General features: G+C 47.6%; 16 protein-coding genes. 15 read left to right on the top strand and 1 reads right to left on the bottom strand.

Annotated features, from left to right (window positions below; all coding sequences use genetic code 11):
• The first annotated feature begins 13 nt into the window (after window positions 1–13).
• From ribH to PP769_RS14540, 15 genes are all read left to right on the top strand, one after another.
• Window positions 14–523: a 6,7-dimethyl-8-ribityllumazine synthase gene (ribH, locus tag PP769_RS14470; protein WP_312641354.1), complete on the top strand. Its 510-nt coding sequence runs from the start codon at window positions 14–16 to the stop codon at window positions 521–523.
• Entirely contained in the window at window positions 520–1,047 is a 528-nt protein-coding gene (gene nusB / locus PP769_RS14475; protein ID WP_312641356.1) for a transcription antitermination factor NusB, read from the top strand. Before ribH ends, nusB begins: the two co-directional genes overlap by 4 nt.
• 12 nt (window positions 1,048–1,059) lie before the next feature.
• Window positions 1,060–2,430: an adenylosuccinate lyase gene (gene purB / locus PP769_RS14480; protein WP_312641358.1), complete on the top strand. Its 1,371-nt coding sequence runs from the start codon at window positions 1,060–1,062 to the stop codon at window positions 2,428–2,430.
• A complete protein-coding gene (purC, locus tag PP769_RS14485; protein ID WP_312641360.1) occupies window positions 2,427–3,131 on the top strand; it encodes a phosphoribosylaminoimidazolesuccinocarboxamide synthase in 705 nt (234 codons plus the stop codon). Before purB ends, purC begins: the two co-directional genes overlap by 4 nt.
• Before the next feature lie 111 nt (window positions 3,132–3,242).
• Window positions 3,243–3,488, top strand: a complete 246-nt coding sequence (gene purS, locus PP769_RS14490; protein ID WP_312641362.1) for a phosphoribosylformylglycinamidine synthase subunit PurS — start codon at window positions 3,243–3,245, stop codon at window positions 3,486–3,488.
• 91 nt (window positions 3,489–3,579) lie between these two features.
• On the top strand, window positions 3,580–4,296 hold the full coding sequence (gene purQ / locus PP769_RS14495; protein WP_312641364.1) for a phosphoribosylformylglycinamidine synthase subunit PurQ: 717 nt from the start codon (window positions 3,580–3,582) through the stop codon (window positions 4,294–4,296).
• A 68-nt stretch (window positions 4,297–4,364) separates the two neighbouring features.
• On the top strand, window positions 4,365–4,571 hold the full coding sequence (locus PP769_RS14500) for a DUF433 domain-containing protein (RefSeq protein ID WP_312641366.1): 207 nt from the start codon (window positions 4,365–4,367) through the stop codon (window positions 4,569–4,571).
• A gap of 208 nt (window positions 4,572–4,779) precedes the next feature.
• Entirely contained in the window at window positions 4,780–7,053 is a 2,274-nt protein-coding gene (gene purL, locus PP769_RS14505) for a phosphoribosylformylglycinamidine synthase subunit PurL (protein ID WP_312641368.1), read from the top strand.
• Window positions 7,054–7,133: 80 nt separating this feature from the next.
• Window positions 7,134–8,585, top strand: a complete 1,452-nt coding sequence (gene purF / locus PP769_RS14510) for an amidophosphoribosyltransferase (RefSeq protein ID WP_312641370.1) — start codon at window positions 7,134–7,136, stop codon at window positions 8,583–8,585.
• Window positions 8,586–8,697: 112 nt separating this feature from the next.
• Entirely contained in the window at window positions 8,698–9,252 is a 555-nt protein-coding gene (locus tag PP769_RS14515) for a peroxiredoxin family protein (protein WP_312641372.1), read from the top strand.
• Between the two features lie 47 nt (window positions 9,253–9,299).
• Entirely contained in the window at window positions 9,300–9,539 is a 240-nt protein-coding gene (locus PP769_RS14520) for a hypothetical protein (RefSeq protein ID WP_312641374.1), read from the top strand.
• Window positions 9,536–10,135, top strand: coding sequence for an MBL fold metallo-hydrolase (locus PP769_RS14525; protein WP_312641375.1), 600 nt, complete (start codon window positions 9,536–9,538; stop codon window positions 10,133–10,135). The genes PP769_RS14520 and PP769_RS14525 overlap by 4 nt, the downstream gene beginning before the upstream one ends.
• 63 nt (window positions 10,136–10,198) lie before the next feature.
• Window positions 10,199–11,002 carry a tetratricopeptide repeat protein gene (locus tag PP769_RS14530; protein WP_312641377.1) on the top strand — a complete coding sequence of 268 codons (804 nt, stop codon included), beginning with the start codon at window positions 10,199–10,201 and terminating at the stop codon, window positions 11,000–11,002.
• The gene (locus PP769_RS14535) at window positions 10,995–11,435 is read left to right on the top strand and encodes a hypothetical protein (RefSeq protein ID WP_312641379.1); all 441 of its coding nucleotides are present in this window, start codon (window positions 10,995–10,997) and stop codon (window positions 11,433–11,435) included. Before PP769_RS14530 ends, PP769_RS14535 begins: the two co-directional genes overlap by 8 nt.
• 52 nt (window positions 11,436–11,487) lie before the next feature.
• A complete protein-coding gene (locus tag PP769_RS14540) occupies window positions 11,488–12,513 on the top strand; it encodes a class I SAM-dependent methyltransferase (RefSeq protein WP_312641380.1) in 1,026 nt (341 codons plus the stop codon).
• Window positions 12,514–12,614: 101 nt separating this feature from the next.
• On the opposite strand, the gene PP769_RS14545 is transcribed toward PP769_RS14540, so the two are convergent.
• Window positions 12,615–14,795 (bottom strand): ATP-binding protein, encoded by a 2,181-nt coding sequence (locus PP769_RS14545; protein ID WP_312641381.1) that lies wholly within the window; start codon window positions 14,793–14,795, stop codon window positions 12,615–12,617.
• Window positions 14,796–14,893: the final 98 nt, after the last annotated feature.

Below are 14,893 nucleotides of genomic sequence, written 5' to 3' on the forward strand. Positions count from 1 at the left end.
TAACTAAACCAACATGACGAATCAGGAGCGTGGTGAGGAGGCAGACTGTCAATTTGCGATCGTGGTCAGTACGTTTAACGAGATTGTGACCAGCCGCTTATTGGCTGCAGCTGAATCCACCTTGACCCAATTAGGCACCCCACCAGACCACAGGCAGGTCATTCGGGTTCCTGGAGCCTTTGAGATTCCCTTAATTGCAAAAACACTGGCCCAATCTCATCGATTTGATGCCGTTATCTGTTTAGGGGCAGTGATCCGCGGAGACACCCCACATTTCGAATATATTTGTGCCGAAACTAGTCGCGGCATCGGTCAAGCAGCTCTGGAAACTGGCATTCCAATTATTTTCGGAGTGCTGACTACGGATACGGTTGATCAGGCAATGGAACGTTCTGGTTCACCTGAACGAAATAAAGGGGCTGATGCAGCACGTTCGGCTCTTGAAATGGCCGTCCTAATGAAACGTTTGAGTAAAACGAGCCTCCGTCAGTCTGGCTTTTTAAGGGAGTCCACCACATCATGACCATGACTGTTCCATCCGATACACCGCAAGCCAATCAAGCCCATGGGCGCCCATCCAGACGCCTGGCCCGCCAGCTTGCGTTGCAAATGCTTTTCCAACATGAATTCCAGGATCAAAATCCTACATGGCAAGAAAAGTTTTGGGCAAGTCAATCGGCTTCACCGGAAGTCCAAACATTTACCTCTAACCTCTTTCTTGGTGTCATCACGAATCAGTCCGAAATTGACCGGATTATTCGTGATTTTGCCATCGGCTGGTCTTTGCAGCGGATGCCGGTCGTGGATAGGAATATTCTCAGATTTTCCATTTACGAATTATTGTGGGAGCCCGATATTCCGGCCATGGTCACCATCAATGAAGCGGTTGAATTGGCTAAGTTATTTGCAGATGATGAGGCCAGACGATTCGTGAATGGACTGTTAGACCATGTGCTCCGGGCTGAACCAAGGCTTGCCATCAAGCGAAGCCAGATTCAACAAAAAAATCCTGCGCCGAAATTCTCTGATCCGTCACCTACCGCTTAATTACCCTGTCCCATGATTGACCGCTACACGTTACCCCGTATGGGGGCCGTTTGGACTCAGATCCACAAATATGAGTTGTGGTTGCAGGTTGAACTTGCCGTGTGCGAAGCCATGGAACAGATGGGGCAGGTCCCTTATGGCGTGGCAACCCGCATTCGAAAAAAAGTCACGATTAATCCTTTACGAATCGCGGCGATCGAACAAGTTACTAAGCATGATGTTATTGCCTTTCTGGAATCGGTGTCCGAGCAGGCAGGGAAGGACAGTCGATTTCTCCATGTTGGGCTCACCTCCTCGGACATTGTCGACACATCCCTTTCGTTGCAATTAGCAGAAGCAGCCCATGTGATTCGTGAGGATGTCGGGGGATTGCTCAGTGTCTTGCGGGATTTAGCCTTTGCGCATCAGAATACTCTCATGGTGGGGCGTTCGCATGGGATCCATGGAGAGCCTATTTCCTTCGCATGGAAGGTGGCCATTTGGTATCAGGAGTTTCAAAGGCAGGAACTCCGCCTAAAAGCGGCAATAGCCGACATTGCAGTTGGCAAGCTTTCAGGGGCCATGGGAACATTTGCCCATCTTTCTCCCTCGATAGAAAAAACGGTATGTCAACGGTTAGGATTGAAGCCGGCGCCAATTTCAAATCAGGTGCTTCAGCGGGACCGGCACGCGGCCTTCCTTTCGGCGTTGGCCCTGATGGCGGCCAGTATTGAAAAGGTGGCTACGGAAATTCGTCATTTGCAACGAACGGAAGTCTTGGAAGCGGAAGAGTACTTTGAGCCTGGACAAAAAGGCTCGTCTGCCATGCCTCATAAACGAAACCCGATCAGCTCGGAAAATTTATGCGGTCTTGCTCGAGTGGTTCGCAGTAACAGTCTGGCTGCCATGGAAAATGTTGCTTTGTGGCATGAACGAGACATAAGTCATTCATCTGCGGAGCGGATCATCCTTCCCGATAGCACGATTCTGATCGATTACATGTTGGTCCGTTTAACGAACATGTTATCCAGACTGGTGGTCTATCCCGAACGAATGATGGCCACTCTCAATCAAACCGGTGGCCTCATCTATTCGCAACGACTACTGCTGGCGCTGGTGGATAAAGGTGCAATCAGAAAAGATGCCTATGAGCATGTGCAGCAACATGCCATGGCTGCCTGGAGGGGGGAGGGAAGTTTTCAAGGCCTTATTGAGCAGGATCCCTTTATTGCCAAACATCTCAGTACCAAAGAGATTGCGACATGCTTTAATCCCAAAACCTACTTGCGCCATCAACAGCAGATTTTTACGCGCGTGTTTGGGAGGCAAGTTCGACGAAAGAGCTCAACACCAATCCGGCTTACTCCTTCAAGGAAAACTTCAAAAAAGAGGAAAATACATTGACTAAAGGAAATATGCTTTACGAAGGAAAAGCCAAAAAGATTTTTCTGACCGAAAAGGACGACGAGCTCATTCAGTACTTCAAGGACGATGCCACTGCCTTTAACGCCGAAAAACGTGGAACGATTCTGGAAAAAGGCGTTGTCAATAATGCGATTTCCGCAAAATTGTTCCAACATCTTGCCGACGCCGGAATTCCAAGTCATTTCATTCAGCAAATCAATGACCGGGAGATGTTAACGCGCCGGGTAAAAATTATTCCGGTTGAAGTGGTAGTGCGTAATCGAGCCACGGGCAGCATTGTTAAACGTTTAGGTTTAGAAGAAGGCATGATTATTGATCCTCCCTTGATCGAGTTTTTCTATAAGGATGATTCACTGGGCGATCCTCTTATCTCTGAAGACCATATTCGATTGTTGAAATTGGCCACACCCGGGCAAATCGAGGAACTCCGACACCAGGCTCTCAAAATCAACGAAGTGCTCAAACCTTTTTTTCAGAAAAAGGGCATGTTTCTGGTGGATTTTAAGTTAGAATTTGGATTATGGAATGGTCAGATTATTTTAGCAGATGAAATTTCTCCGGACACATGCCGTTTTTGGGATATCCAAACCGGAGAACGCATGGATAAGGATCGTTTCCGAAAGGATTTGGGCCGGATCGAGGAAACCTATCAAGAAGTTCTCAAGCGTGTTTGCGGATAATTCACGAAGTAGGGAGCCCTGTGTTCATGCTTTGCCACCGACTATCTTGGTGACAGATCTATATCGGAAAGCGTTTATTCACCGGGTGCATGTCACTTCTTCCGGAAAATTATGAAAGCCAAAATTTACATCACACTCAAAAACGGTATTCTTGATCCCCAAGGTCGAGCTATTCAGCAATCTCTTCAAACCCTTGGTTTTGGATCGGTTGGAGAGGTCCGAATTGGAAAATTTATCGAGGTGGATCTTTGTGAAACAGACGCGACGTCCGGTGAAACGACCATCAAAGCGATGTGCGAAAAACTTCTTGCCAATACGGTCATTGAAGAATATCAATACGAGATCCTTGAGGCATAATGGGCGCTGCATTGCTCCCTCTGATTACATGCGATCTTTTCTTTCCTGATAGCTCTTATTTTATTATGAATGTCCACGAGCAGAGAGCGATATGAACATCGGCATCATTGTCTTTCCCGGATCCAATTGTGATCGGGATTGTGCGCATGTTTTTTCGGAAATTATGGGACAAACGGCTGAGTTTATCTGGCATCAAGAAAGATCCGTCAAAGGCATGGATGCCATCATTCTGCCAGGGGGGTTTTCTTATGGTGACTATCTACGCACGGGTGCCATAGCCAGATTTTCTCCCATCATGGAGGCCGTCGTTGATTTTGCTGGGCGGGGAGGAATGGTCCTCGGCATCTGTAATGGATTTCAGATGCTTTTAGAGCTTGGAATATTACCCGGTGCCATGTTGCGCAACAGGGATCTTTCCTTTATTTGTGAAGATCACTATATACGCGTAGAAAATGCGAATACTCCATTTACTCATGACTGTAAACCCGGACAGATTCTAAAGCTCCCGATTGCCCATGCTGAAGGAAACTATTATACCAACCCTGTGACGTTGTCCGCTTTGCAGGCCAATGCGCAAATCGTCTTTCGATATTGTGATCGTGAAGGCAAAGTGACTTCTCAAGCCAATCCCAATGGATCGCTGGATAATATTGCGGGAATTCGCAACGCGGCCGGCAACGTCCTTGGCCTGATGCCTCATCCAGAACGAGGCGCAGAACACCTGCTCAATAATGAGGATGGACGATATATTTTTCGATCCATGATTTCAGCGTTGGAAACACACAAAAAAACACCTCAACTGGTATAGATTCGATTGCCATTATCCGCCCTCCTTTGTGGGTCAAAGCCATCATGGAAGTTTTTCCAGGAATTACGATGACTCCAGACATCTGCCACGGAAAACCATGTGTGGCAGGCACAGCCGTTGATGTGGCTACCGTGGTCGGAACCCTTGGGATCGGAAAATCTTTTCATGATGTTCAGGAAGCATTGAATCTGACATATGAACAAGTGCTCACGGCGTTGCGCTATGCTTCGTATGTCACGGACCATTTGCCCCTTCGCCTCCCTTCAGGTCGTTAACCCACAGGACAGTATGACGGTGTTTATGCTAAATTCTTTTTTATGGAAATAAGGACTCTCCTGACTTTCCAATGTGCATTTCTGAACCATTAAGGGAGCCAACCTCGTGGATTTGTTCCGAAAATTATAGCGACCCATTCGATTTTCACCTCTTTCATCCCCTTTTTGCTCATTGGGAATGATTTTCACACAAAATGAGTTGTTTGCCATGACCCCGGAATCAAAAGTCTTGCCACAGGTACCTCTTACCTCAAAAATTATTGAACAGCATGGTCTGTCCGAGGATGAGTATCAGCAAATCCTCAAGCATCTTGGTCGTGAGCCGAATCTCACTGAGTTGGGTATCTTTTCTGTGATGTGGAGTGAACACTGCAGTTATAAGAGTTCACGCATTCATTTAAAACGATTTCCGACCGAGGGTGAGCGAGTGGTTCAAGGGCCGGGAGAAAATGCCGGTGCTGTGGATATTGGAGAGGGACTTGCAGCAGTGTTTAAAATGGAATCGCACAATCACCCGTCATATATTGAGCCGTTTCAAGGGGCGGCAACAGGTGTGGGTGGCATTCTACGCGATATTTTTACCATGGGAGCACGCCCGATCGCATTATTGAATTCCCTGCGATTCGGTGAATTGGACCTTCCCAAAAATCAGCATATTCTTAAAGGAGTCGTTTCTGGAATTTCTTCCTATGGGAACTGTATGGGAGTGCCAACGGTTGGTGGAGAAATTACGTTTAACGATATTTATTCAAAAAATCCATTAGTTAATGTCTTTTGTCTGGGTATCGTGAAAAAAGATCGTCTCCTGCGTGGCTTAGCTAAAGGTACCGGAAATCAAGTGCTGTATATTGGTGCGAAAACAGGACGAGACGGGATTCATGGCGCCACCATGGCCTCGGATAGTTTTGACGATGCATCTGACCGGAAGCGTCCGAATGTACAGGTCGGTGATCCCTTTTTAGAGAAGTTATTACTTGAAGCGTGCCTTGAATTTTTAGAACAGGACCTCTTAGTTGGGATTCAGGACATGGGGGCGGCCGGGCTGACCAGTTCCTCCTGCGAAATGGCCTCACGCGCTGGAACCGGTATCGACATGGATTTGGCTAAGGTGCCTCGCCGTGAACCGCACATGACTCCTTATGAAATTTTACTATCGGAATCCCAGGAAAGGATGCTCCTGGTGGCTCAACCTGGAAAGGAAAAGTCAGTGCTCGCAATCTGCCGAAAATGGGGAATTGATGCCGCCGTGGTCGGGCAGGTGACAGATGATGGATTCCTACGAATTAGAGAGGGCAACCAGATTGTGGCGGAAATACCCGCGCATGCTCTTGCTGAAGAAGGTCCACGCTATGAACGGCCTGCTGCGCCTCCTCCTTATCAAGAGTTTTTGCAATCCTTAAATATCGATACTCTTCCAGATGTCAAAAATCCTGCCGAGGTGCTATTGAAATTATTAGCCTCACCCACTATTGCGAGCAAACGTTGGGTCTTTCGACAATACGATCATATGGTGGGAACCAATACCGTTGTCTGTCCCGGCTCCGACTCCGCCGTGGTTCGCATTAAAGGGACCACCAAAGCCTTGGCCATGACGACGGATGGCAATAGTCGCTACTGTCTGCTAAATCCCTATTTAGGAGGAGGATTAGCCGTGGCTGAAGCCGCGAGAAATTTGGTCTGTGCGGGTGCTCAACCGATCGGAGTAACAGACTGCCTAAATTTCGGCAACCCGGAGCGTCCCGACATTATGTGGCAATTCATTATGGCCGTCGAAGGTATCGCTGATGCCTGTCGAACATTCCAAATTCCTGTCGTGAGTGGAAACGTGAGCTTTTATAACGAGACCAATGGCCTGTCCATTTACCCAACACCGATTTTGGGAATGGTGGGACTTATTGAGCGCCCAGAGGACATTACCACTCAATGGTTCAAACAATCAGGCGATCATATTTTCCTGTTGGGGGAGACGAAAGAGGACTTAGGCGGGACGGAATATCTCAAGGTCATTCATTCTCGCGAACAAGGTAATCCCCCCTGGTTGGATGTGGATAGAGAAAAAGCTCTCTATTCATTTCTACTCACCTTAATCAAAAAGGGGTTTATACAATCAGCGCATGATTGCTCAGAAGGCGGGTTACTCGTGACATTAGCCGAATGCTGTCTGACCAATCCTTCCGCCCTATTCGGAGCAACTGTTATACTAAAGCAGGATCGTTTGCGTCTAGATGCTTTACTTTTTGGAGAAAGTCCTTCACGGGTTGTCGTCTCGGTTAAATCGGAGCATGTCAAGCAATTGATGGAATTAGTTCAAGGGTCTGACGTGCCATGCACAGAATTAGGCCACGTCACTCAAGAAGATATGGACATTACTGTTCGCGGAGCTCATGACCAGCCAGTGTGTCAGATAAGCCTGCCCCTTTCAGAAATGGCAGACCAATGGCACCATGCTCTTGCACGACAACTTGGAGCGGAAGCATCATGAGCAAGGATTGGTTATTCCTTAAATCTGAATTGGTCGGTTTTTAGGGCCGCTCAGAACGATCTGGCCTGTTTGAGGACACAATGAAAAAGTTACCGATGGTAGAGTCTCTGCCTTCCCCGGACGGGTTTCATGAAGAATGTGCTGTCTTTGGAATTGCGGGATCGAAAGAAGCTGCGAATTTTACGTACCTGGGCCTCTATGCCCTACAACATCGGGGGCAGGAAGGCTCAGGTATTGTTTCTTCCGATGGAGAGCAGTTCTTCCAAAAAAAAGGCCTAGGTCTTGTTGCTGATATTTATTCAAAAAAAACGTTACGCGAACTTCCGGGAACAAAGGCGATCGGGCACAACCGATATTCTACGGCAGGCAGTGGACAGTTGCAAAATGTTCAACCCTTGTCCGTCAACTTCGCGTTTGGCAATTTGGCGTTGGCCCACAATGGAAATTTAGTGAATGCCGGGGTGCTTCGAGGAGAACTCGAGGCCTATGGGGCTATTTTTCAATCGGACTCCGATAGCGAGGTCATCATTCACCTGGTTGCTCACTCCAAGGGAGATACAATTGTGAATCGGGTGATTGACGCATTAAGTCTGGTTCGAGGGGCTTATTCCTTGGTGCTGTTGACAGATGATCAATTAATCGCCGCCCGGGATCCGTTTGGATTTCGCCCGCTGTGTTTAGGGCGGTATAAAAGCAGTTGGGTCGTGGCATCCGAGACGTGCGCCTTCGACCTGATTGATGCCAAGTTCGTCCGTGAAGTTGAACCGGGAGAAATTATTGTCATTCAGGGTACCGAATTGACCTCCTATCATCCGTTTCTCCAACGTTCGCGTGCCCAATGTGTATTTGAATACGTCTATTTTGCGAGACCGGATTCGAAAATTTTTGGGCCGAATGCCGTATATCCGGTTCGTAAAGCCTTTGGGCGTCAACTGGCTAAGGAGTGTCCAGCGGACGCAGACATGGTCATTCCTGTTCCGGATTCCGGTGTTCCTGCCGCCTTGGGCTATGCCGAAGGCATGGGGTTACCGTTTGAGATCGGACTAACCCGAAATCACTATGTGGGACGGACCTTCATTGAGCCGCAACAAGCCATTCGCCATTTTGGCGTAAAGCTGAAACTGAATCCGGTCCCGGATGTCCTGGAAGGGAAACGGATTGTGGTTGTGGATGACTCCCTGGTTCGTGGCACCACCAGTCGGAAAATTGTCAAAATGCTTCGACAGGCCGGTGCTCGGGAAATTCATCTGCGCATCAGTTCTCCACCGGTCATTGCCCCATGTTATTATGGCATTGATACGCCGACTCAAAAAGAACTCATAGGATCAAATCTCACCATTGAAGAAATTCGTCGTTATGTGACGGCTGATAGTTTGGGGTACCTTAGTCTAGAAGGTATGTTGGCAATGGCTCCGGGCTTTTCCCATCATTATTGCAATGCCTGTTTTACTGATAACTATCCCATCATGTTGACCAAAGCCGAACAACTGCAACTCGGATTATTTGAACCGGATCAACTTTCTCGCTCTTAAATGTATTTCCCCTTTGTTGCCGCCCCAAAAATTCGTGTGTTAGGCTTTCAAGGAATTGAAGGTTCAATCTCTGGTTACAAGCCTTCGGAGGCACCATGAACAGGAGGAGCCTATGAAAAGGAATATTCTTCAGGTATTGATCGTAATCATCTTAATACTGAGTGCCGGTTTTGTCGTACAGGCGGGAAGCTTCTTTAAAGTTGGGGAGTCCGCTCCTAATTTCTCACTGACAGGTCTGGATGGACAACCTCTCTCTCTTGACCAGTTTAAGGGTAAGGTGGTGGTTCTGGGACTCTTTCATATTTGCGAGCCGTGTTTAATCCAGAGCACTAATCTCCAGAGGGTACATGATGCCATAAAAGACAAGCCTGTAGCGGTGATCGGAGTTAATTCATCTGGAGATTCGCTGGAAGATGTCCGGGAATTCCTACAAGGATTTCCCTTGAAAATTACATATCCCTATCTTCTTGACCCCGAAAAGAAAACAGATAAACTCTATGGCGGGGGAAAATTTATTCCCAATGTGTATGTCATTGATCAAAATGGCCTGATTCGTTGGCAGCGTGTTGGGAATTTCTTTACTGACGGTACATTAGCCGGACATGAAGCGATTCTTCAGGAAGTAGAGAAATTGTTGGAGGCACCGCCTGCATCCTCGGCCATGTAGGTCGAGGACTACTTTTTTCACATTCTTGACCCGAACGTTAGGGCACTATGGACGAACTAGAAGACGGAAAACAAAAATTTCTTGAGATCGTGAAATCTCTTGATGCGGGCGTTGAGGTCGTTATTCCCACCACTCCTTCGCGCAGTCTTTTACTCATTTCCCTTACTAAAGGCTCCAATCGTAAATTTATTACGGTCCATGAGGATGACATGTTGGATCTTCCAGAAGAACCAGGGGTCCAGGCCAAAACCACAGCCCTTCTCCAAGAAACACTGGAAACCTTATGAAAACCATTCTGCCCAATATTTCTGAATGGTCCTGGTTCTCTGAGGAAAAACAGCTTAATTTTAACGGTCATTTATTGGCCGTGGGGGAACATCGAATATTAGTCGACCCACCTCCCATGAATGACAGTGATAGGGCCATGACGCAGCGGGGAGGGGCTCTAGATTATATAATCTTGACCAATCGAGACCATGAACGGGAAGCAGCCAATTTCCGGAAAATGTTTAACTGTCAGGTAATGGCGCCGGAATTAGATGCCAAGGAGATGACCCTTCCCGTTGATAAAACCTTTAAAGATGGGGAATTGCTTCCAGGGGGAATTTGGGTTGTTCAGCTTTCGCATCAAAAATCTCCAGGAGAAAGTGCGTTATTTTTGCAGCAGGGTCAAGGGATACTTATTGTGGGAGATGGAATTATTGGAGATCCTCCAGGTTCGCTCCGGCTTCTGCCTTCGGAAAAATATGTTGATATTGTTCAAGCCCGCGGCAGTCTTCGTCGATTATTAAAGTATACCTTTGATAGCCTCCTGGTGGGAGATGGAACATCCCTGCTAACCGGAGCCAAGCCTGCACTTGAACAATTATTGGCAAATGAATGAATGGAAAACCTCAAAATGGCCTGCAAGGTTTTTCATCCGCACTGTGACCACACGTGAGCACCCATGGCCTGGTCTCAATCCGCCAATCTCAACTCTTTAGGCAATCGCCATTTTTCCAAAGGTTTTTATACCGAGGCTTTTCAATGTTATGCGCAAGCACTAGAAGTTGATCGTCAAAATGGAGACCAACGGTCGTTGGCCACCACACTGGGCAATTTGGGTAACATTTGCGCCGTGAGTGGTCGTCGGGAACAAGCCAGAGCCTATTATAGTGAGGTGTTAGAGCTGCAAAAAATTCTGGGTGATGAACGGGGGATTAGTACGACTTTAGCCAATTTGGGTAACCTGTCGGCCGATGCTGGCGAATGGGAACGCGCCCGGGCGTATTATCTTGAAGCTTTGGATTTAATGAATCAGTTGTCCGACTATGCCGGAAAGGCAGTGTTACTCTCCGATTTGGGATTAGTCGCGAGGGAAACGGGCAAGGAAGAGGATGCGCTCGCCTTTTACCAGGAATCCTTGATCTTAATGCGTCGGGTCGGGAATGAGGCCGGACAATCCGATGTCTTTCGTATGATGGCACGGTTATATTTAAGTCAACGACGATTTGAGGAGGCGCAATCCTGTATCTTGACCAGCCTGGATGTTGCCAGACGGTTGAAAGATGAACTGCGAATGGGCGGTGCCTGGTATGTTCTTGCCAGTTGCCATGAAGCCCAAGGTCAATGGAGCCAAGCCGTGCATTACTTACAAAAAGTTGTACGCATAGACCAAAAATATCAACTGCCAAAACTCAACGAAAATACACAGCGACTACGGGCTTTAGAATTCCAGCTGAGCGCCAGAACTGGAACAACTCATGAGTGAGTCTTGCACTCCTTCAACTCTATGGCCTGATGCCAAAATTTATCTTGTGGATGAAATTCACGGGTGGATGGATATCGATGCTATGGAAGCTTTAACCCTTCCCTTACCGGACGAGGACTGGTTGCTTGAAATTACTGCCGACGGCAAGCTGGTGTGCATGGCGGGATACGACCTGGAGGATATGAAAAGCATGCTGTCGGATGGGACGCCAGAGGATTTAGGAACCGACGAACTTGCCAAACAAGCCAAATTTTACCTACAACAGACTGTTTCCAAATACCGGCCAAAGCTCATGCGTCTCGGTTTCACCGAACGGATTGAGATGAATGAGTCGCATGTGGCCGCTTACTATGAACGCCCGGTGGACTTCGGAGACCTTGCTGACCTCCATCAACAAATCAAGACCTGTCTGACATGGTTCTCAACGCACTAACTACATATCCGATTCGCACAGCGAGCCATTCACTCAGATTAGCCAAATCTCTGTGAAACCGATTCCAATTTCCATTAAATCCTTCAAGCAATTTCGAGAGGCCGTGTATGCCTTTCGATTGCCAAGAATTATTTTCTCAGCATTAGATTTAAATTTATTTACGAAGATGAATGATCGGGTTTGGACGATTCCGGAGTTAGCCAAACGAGTACGGGTGAGCCAACGTGGACTCGCAATCTTGTGCCGGAATCTTGCCAGTGTCGGATTATTGGTCAAGTCACAATCAGGATACCGTCTTGCTCCGTTTTCCAAACGCTATCTCCAGGAATCCAGCAGGGACTTTCAAGGAGACTATCTGGCGCTCATGCAGCGTCAATGGAGCGAATGGTCTCATTTAACGGAAGTGATTCGTGTCGGTCAGCCACTGGACAGCCAGGAACCGGAAACCACGGAATATCGACGATCGTTTTCCTGGGCCATGCATCACCGGTCGATCCAACCGGCCAGGGAGGTTGCCCAACAGATTTCTCTGAAGGCGGATCGCACCCTACTGGATTTAGGCGGGGGACCTGGCACCTATGCTCTGGCCTTCTTAGCGCAAAATCCAACACTTCACGTTACAGTGATGGATAGGCCTGCCGCTCTGGACGTCGCGCGTACGCTGGCGGAACAGTCTTCTTTGGGTAGTCGCTTGACCTATCAAGCTGGTGATTTTTTAACAGCACGCATCTCAGGAACCTATGATGTTGTCTGGTATTCCAATGTCCTTCATATCTATTCTCCTGCAGACAACTTGAAAATTTTCAAAAAAATTAAACGAATTCTCAATCCTGGTGGACGGCTGCTCATTCAAGATACCTTTTTGCAGGATCCAAACGAACTTCAGCCCCTTGAAGCCAATCTCTTTGCCGTCTCCATGTTGCTCTATACCCAACGGGGCAACACCTATTCCGTGCGAAATGTTCGAGAGTGGCTTCAAAGAGCTGGACTCACTCATTCACGGCTTCTTCATCTGAAAAAGGGAACAGGGGATTGGGAGGGTCAATTGGTTGAAGGACGCCTTCCGCGTTCTGGATAGCCGTTCTGTATATCCATTCATATCCCAATTCCTTATGGCCTATAAAGCGTGAATATGCCTTGATTCAGAGTCCTTCCCTCTCGTAATTTTATAGGGGTGTTTCAATCAAGATTGGGGAGTTCGGACGTTGGGGACACACTCTGGGCTGGAGAAACTGATGTGGGTGCTGGAGAACTTGGGAGATTCACAAGAAACGTGGTTCCCCCTCCTTTCACACTTTGGACCTCAATACTTCCCCGATGTTCTTGAATGATTTGATGGGCAATGGCCAATCCTAAACCTGTTCCCTCATGTTCCTGACTCAAGTGCTTTGTGGTGAAAAAAGGATCAAATATATGGTCGATGTCTTCCGGATTTATCCCTTTCCCAGTATCGTGTATGTCCACCTGCACCCAACCCTGAGCCACACCTGATCCAATCTTTCGAGTCCGCACCGTTAACACCCCACCCTCCGGGAGCATGGCTTCCACGGCATTAAACAACAGATTGAGGAACACCTGCTTCAATTGCTGCCGATCGGCAAATACCTTTGGCAACCCATGAGCCAAATCTGTCTCGACAACAATTAATTCATGAGAGGGTCGAATTCTGAGGGTATACAGACAGGATTCCACAATATCATTGAGATCTTCTTCCTTGAGAAACGGTTCGATGGGTTTGGCATAATCCAAGATCTCTCGAGTGAGCCGCTCAATTCGAAACACATCTTCTTTGACGACCTTACTGAATCGAACCAGAAACTGTTCATCATCCTTTCGTTCAGGTGCCAGATCCACAAAGGCTTTAATCGAGGTCAAGGGATTTCTAATTTCGTGAGCCAATCCGCCGGCCATGGTCTCCAGAGAACGAAGGCGATCCGTTCGACGAACTAACGATTGGGAGCGCTTGAGCTCTTCATAAAGCAAGGCATTGTCTAACGCTACGGACGCTTCTTGGGATAAGGTTGTTAATAAATTCAAATCCTGGGTCGTGTACCCCCCTCCACTTTTTGTATTAGGTCCAAACACACAAAAACCTAATAGCCGGGTTTTGTTAACCAAGGGCAAACAAACTTCTGTTCCAATATGGGCGAGCTGCGCGATGACGGCTTCCGAGTCGGAGTTGATGGTAGAGAGTTCCAATTCATGGATGACAAAACAGGACGTGCCTTGTCTCCACATTTCGAGCAACGTAGGCGTTTTATGCAAATAGAGAACTGGAAGATCTGTGGTGGATTTTCCAAAGCTGGATACCGGTCGATAATCCTGACTGCTGGAGCTTCGTAAATATAAAACTCCCCATTGCAATCCTAATGTGGGACAAATGGATTCCACGATAGTTGCCGTCAAATCTTTTAATTCCAAGATGGAGAGGAGGGACTTAGAGAAATGTACCACAGTTTCATGTCGATTATATCGTTCCTTGAACAGTGATTTCGTGATTAATGTTTTTGCTTCCCGCTTCAAGGAGGACGCTCCAAGCACCAAGATGAGCAACACGGTAAGTTCTACAAAAGAATAGGCGATATTAATTTGTCCAAAATACAGACTCTGGCCAAGGAGGAGGATCGGATAGGCAGGGAAAGCCACGAGTGCCAACAAGAGGCCTCCCGTGATGCTTCTTTCAACAGCCGTCCCGAGATCCATGAGTCTGTATCGTAGGAGCGTATAGGCGACGACCGACGTATAAACCGTCAGTAGGATTGTGCCGTTTGGTGGGATTTCAATTCCATACCAGAGCGGAAAAGTCGTCATTCCCCCTAAGTATGCAATGACTGATCCGATAGTGAGAAGGAAAAATCGGGAACGTTCAGGACCAGTTCTGGTCCGAGCTCCCCGATAAAGCAACCACGTGCCATAAATAGTCGATAAGCCAAATCCCAGGAGATAGACATGAAAAAAGGGACCGGGTTTCGGCCAAAATGGAAAATCACCGACATGATGGACATCAGCCACGAAATAGGTGGTAAAATTCGCGCCGAAATAAATAAGACTTGCTCCCCATCCAAAACGGATAATCCATCTGTTTGCTTCCACATCATCCAATAAGGTCAGGACGTGCCACAGGTAGGCTGGGGGAAGAAAAATGGCTCCGGCCATTAACAATCGAACAAAGAGCAGGGCAAGGTCGTGAGTGGAGGAAAGGTGCCATGCGCAATACCCGTATCCCCAAATGGCGGCAGCTAAACAATACAGGGCATAGGCTTGATGCTTGGAGCTATGAGGATTTTTGGCATAGACAATAAGGCCGGAGGCTGTGGCGGCCAGACCATTCAGGAGTCCGCTGAAGGCGTAAAAATTCACGTCTAAAACAATGACAGATGAGAGATTACCCTAGAATCATTGGCTCTGACATCTTTGAAGGCTTATTGGACAATAAATGCAGGCAGAAGTCAAAAGAG

The sequence above is a fragment of the Candidatus Nitrospira allomarina genome (assembly GCF_032050975.1).
In the GTDB taxonomy this organism is placed as follows: domain Bacteria; phylum Nitrospirota; class Nitrospiria; order Nitrospirales; family UBA8639; genus Nitrospira_E; species Nitrospira_E allomarina.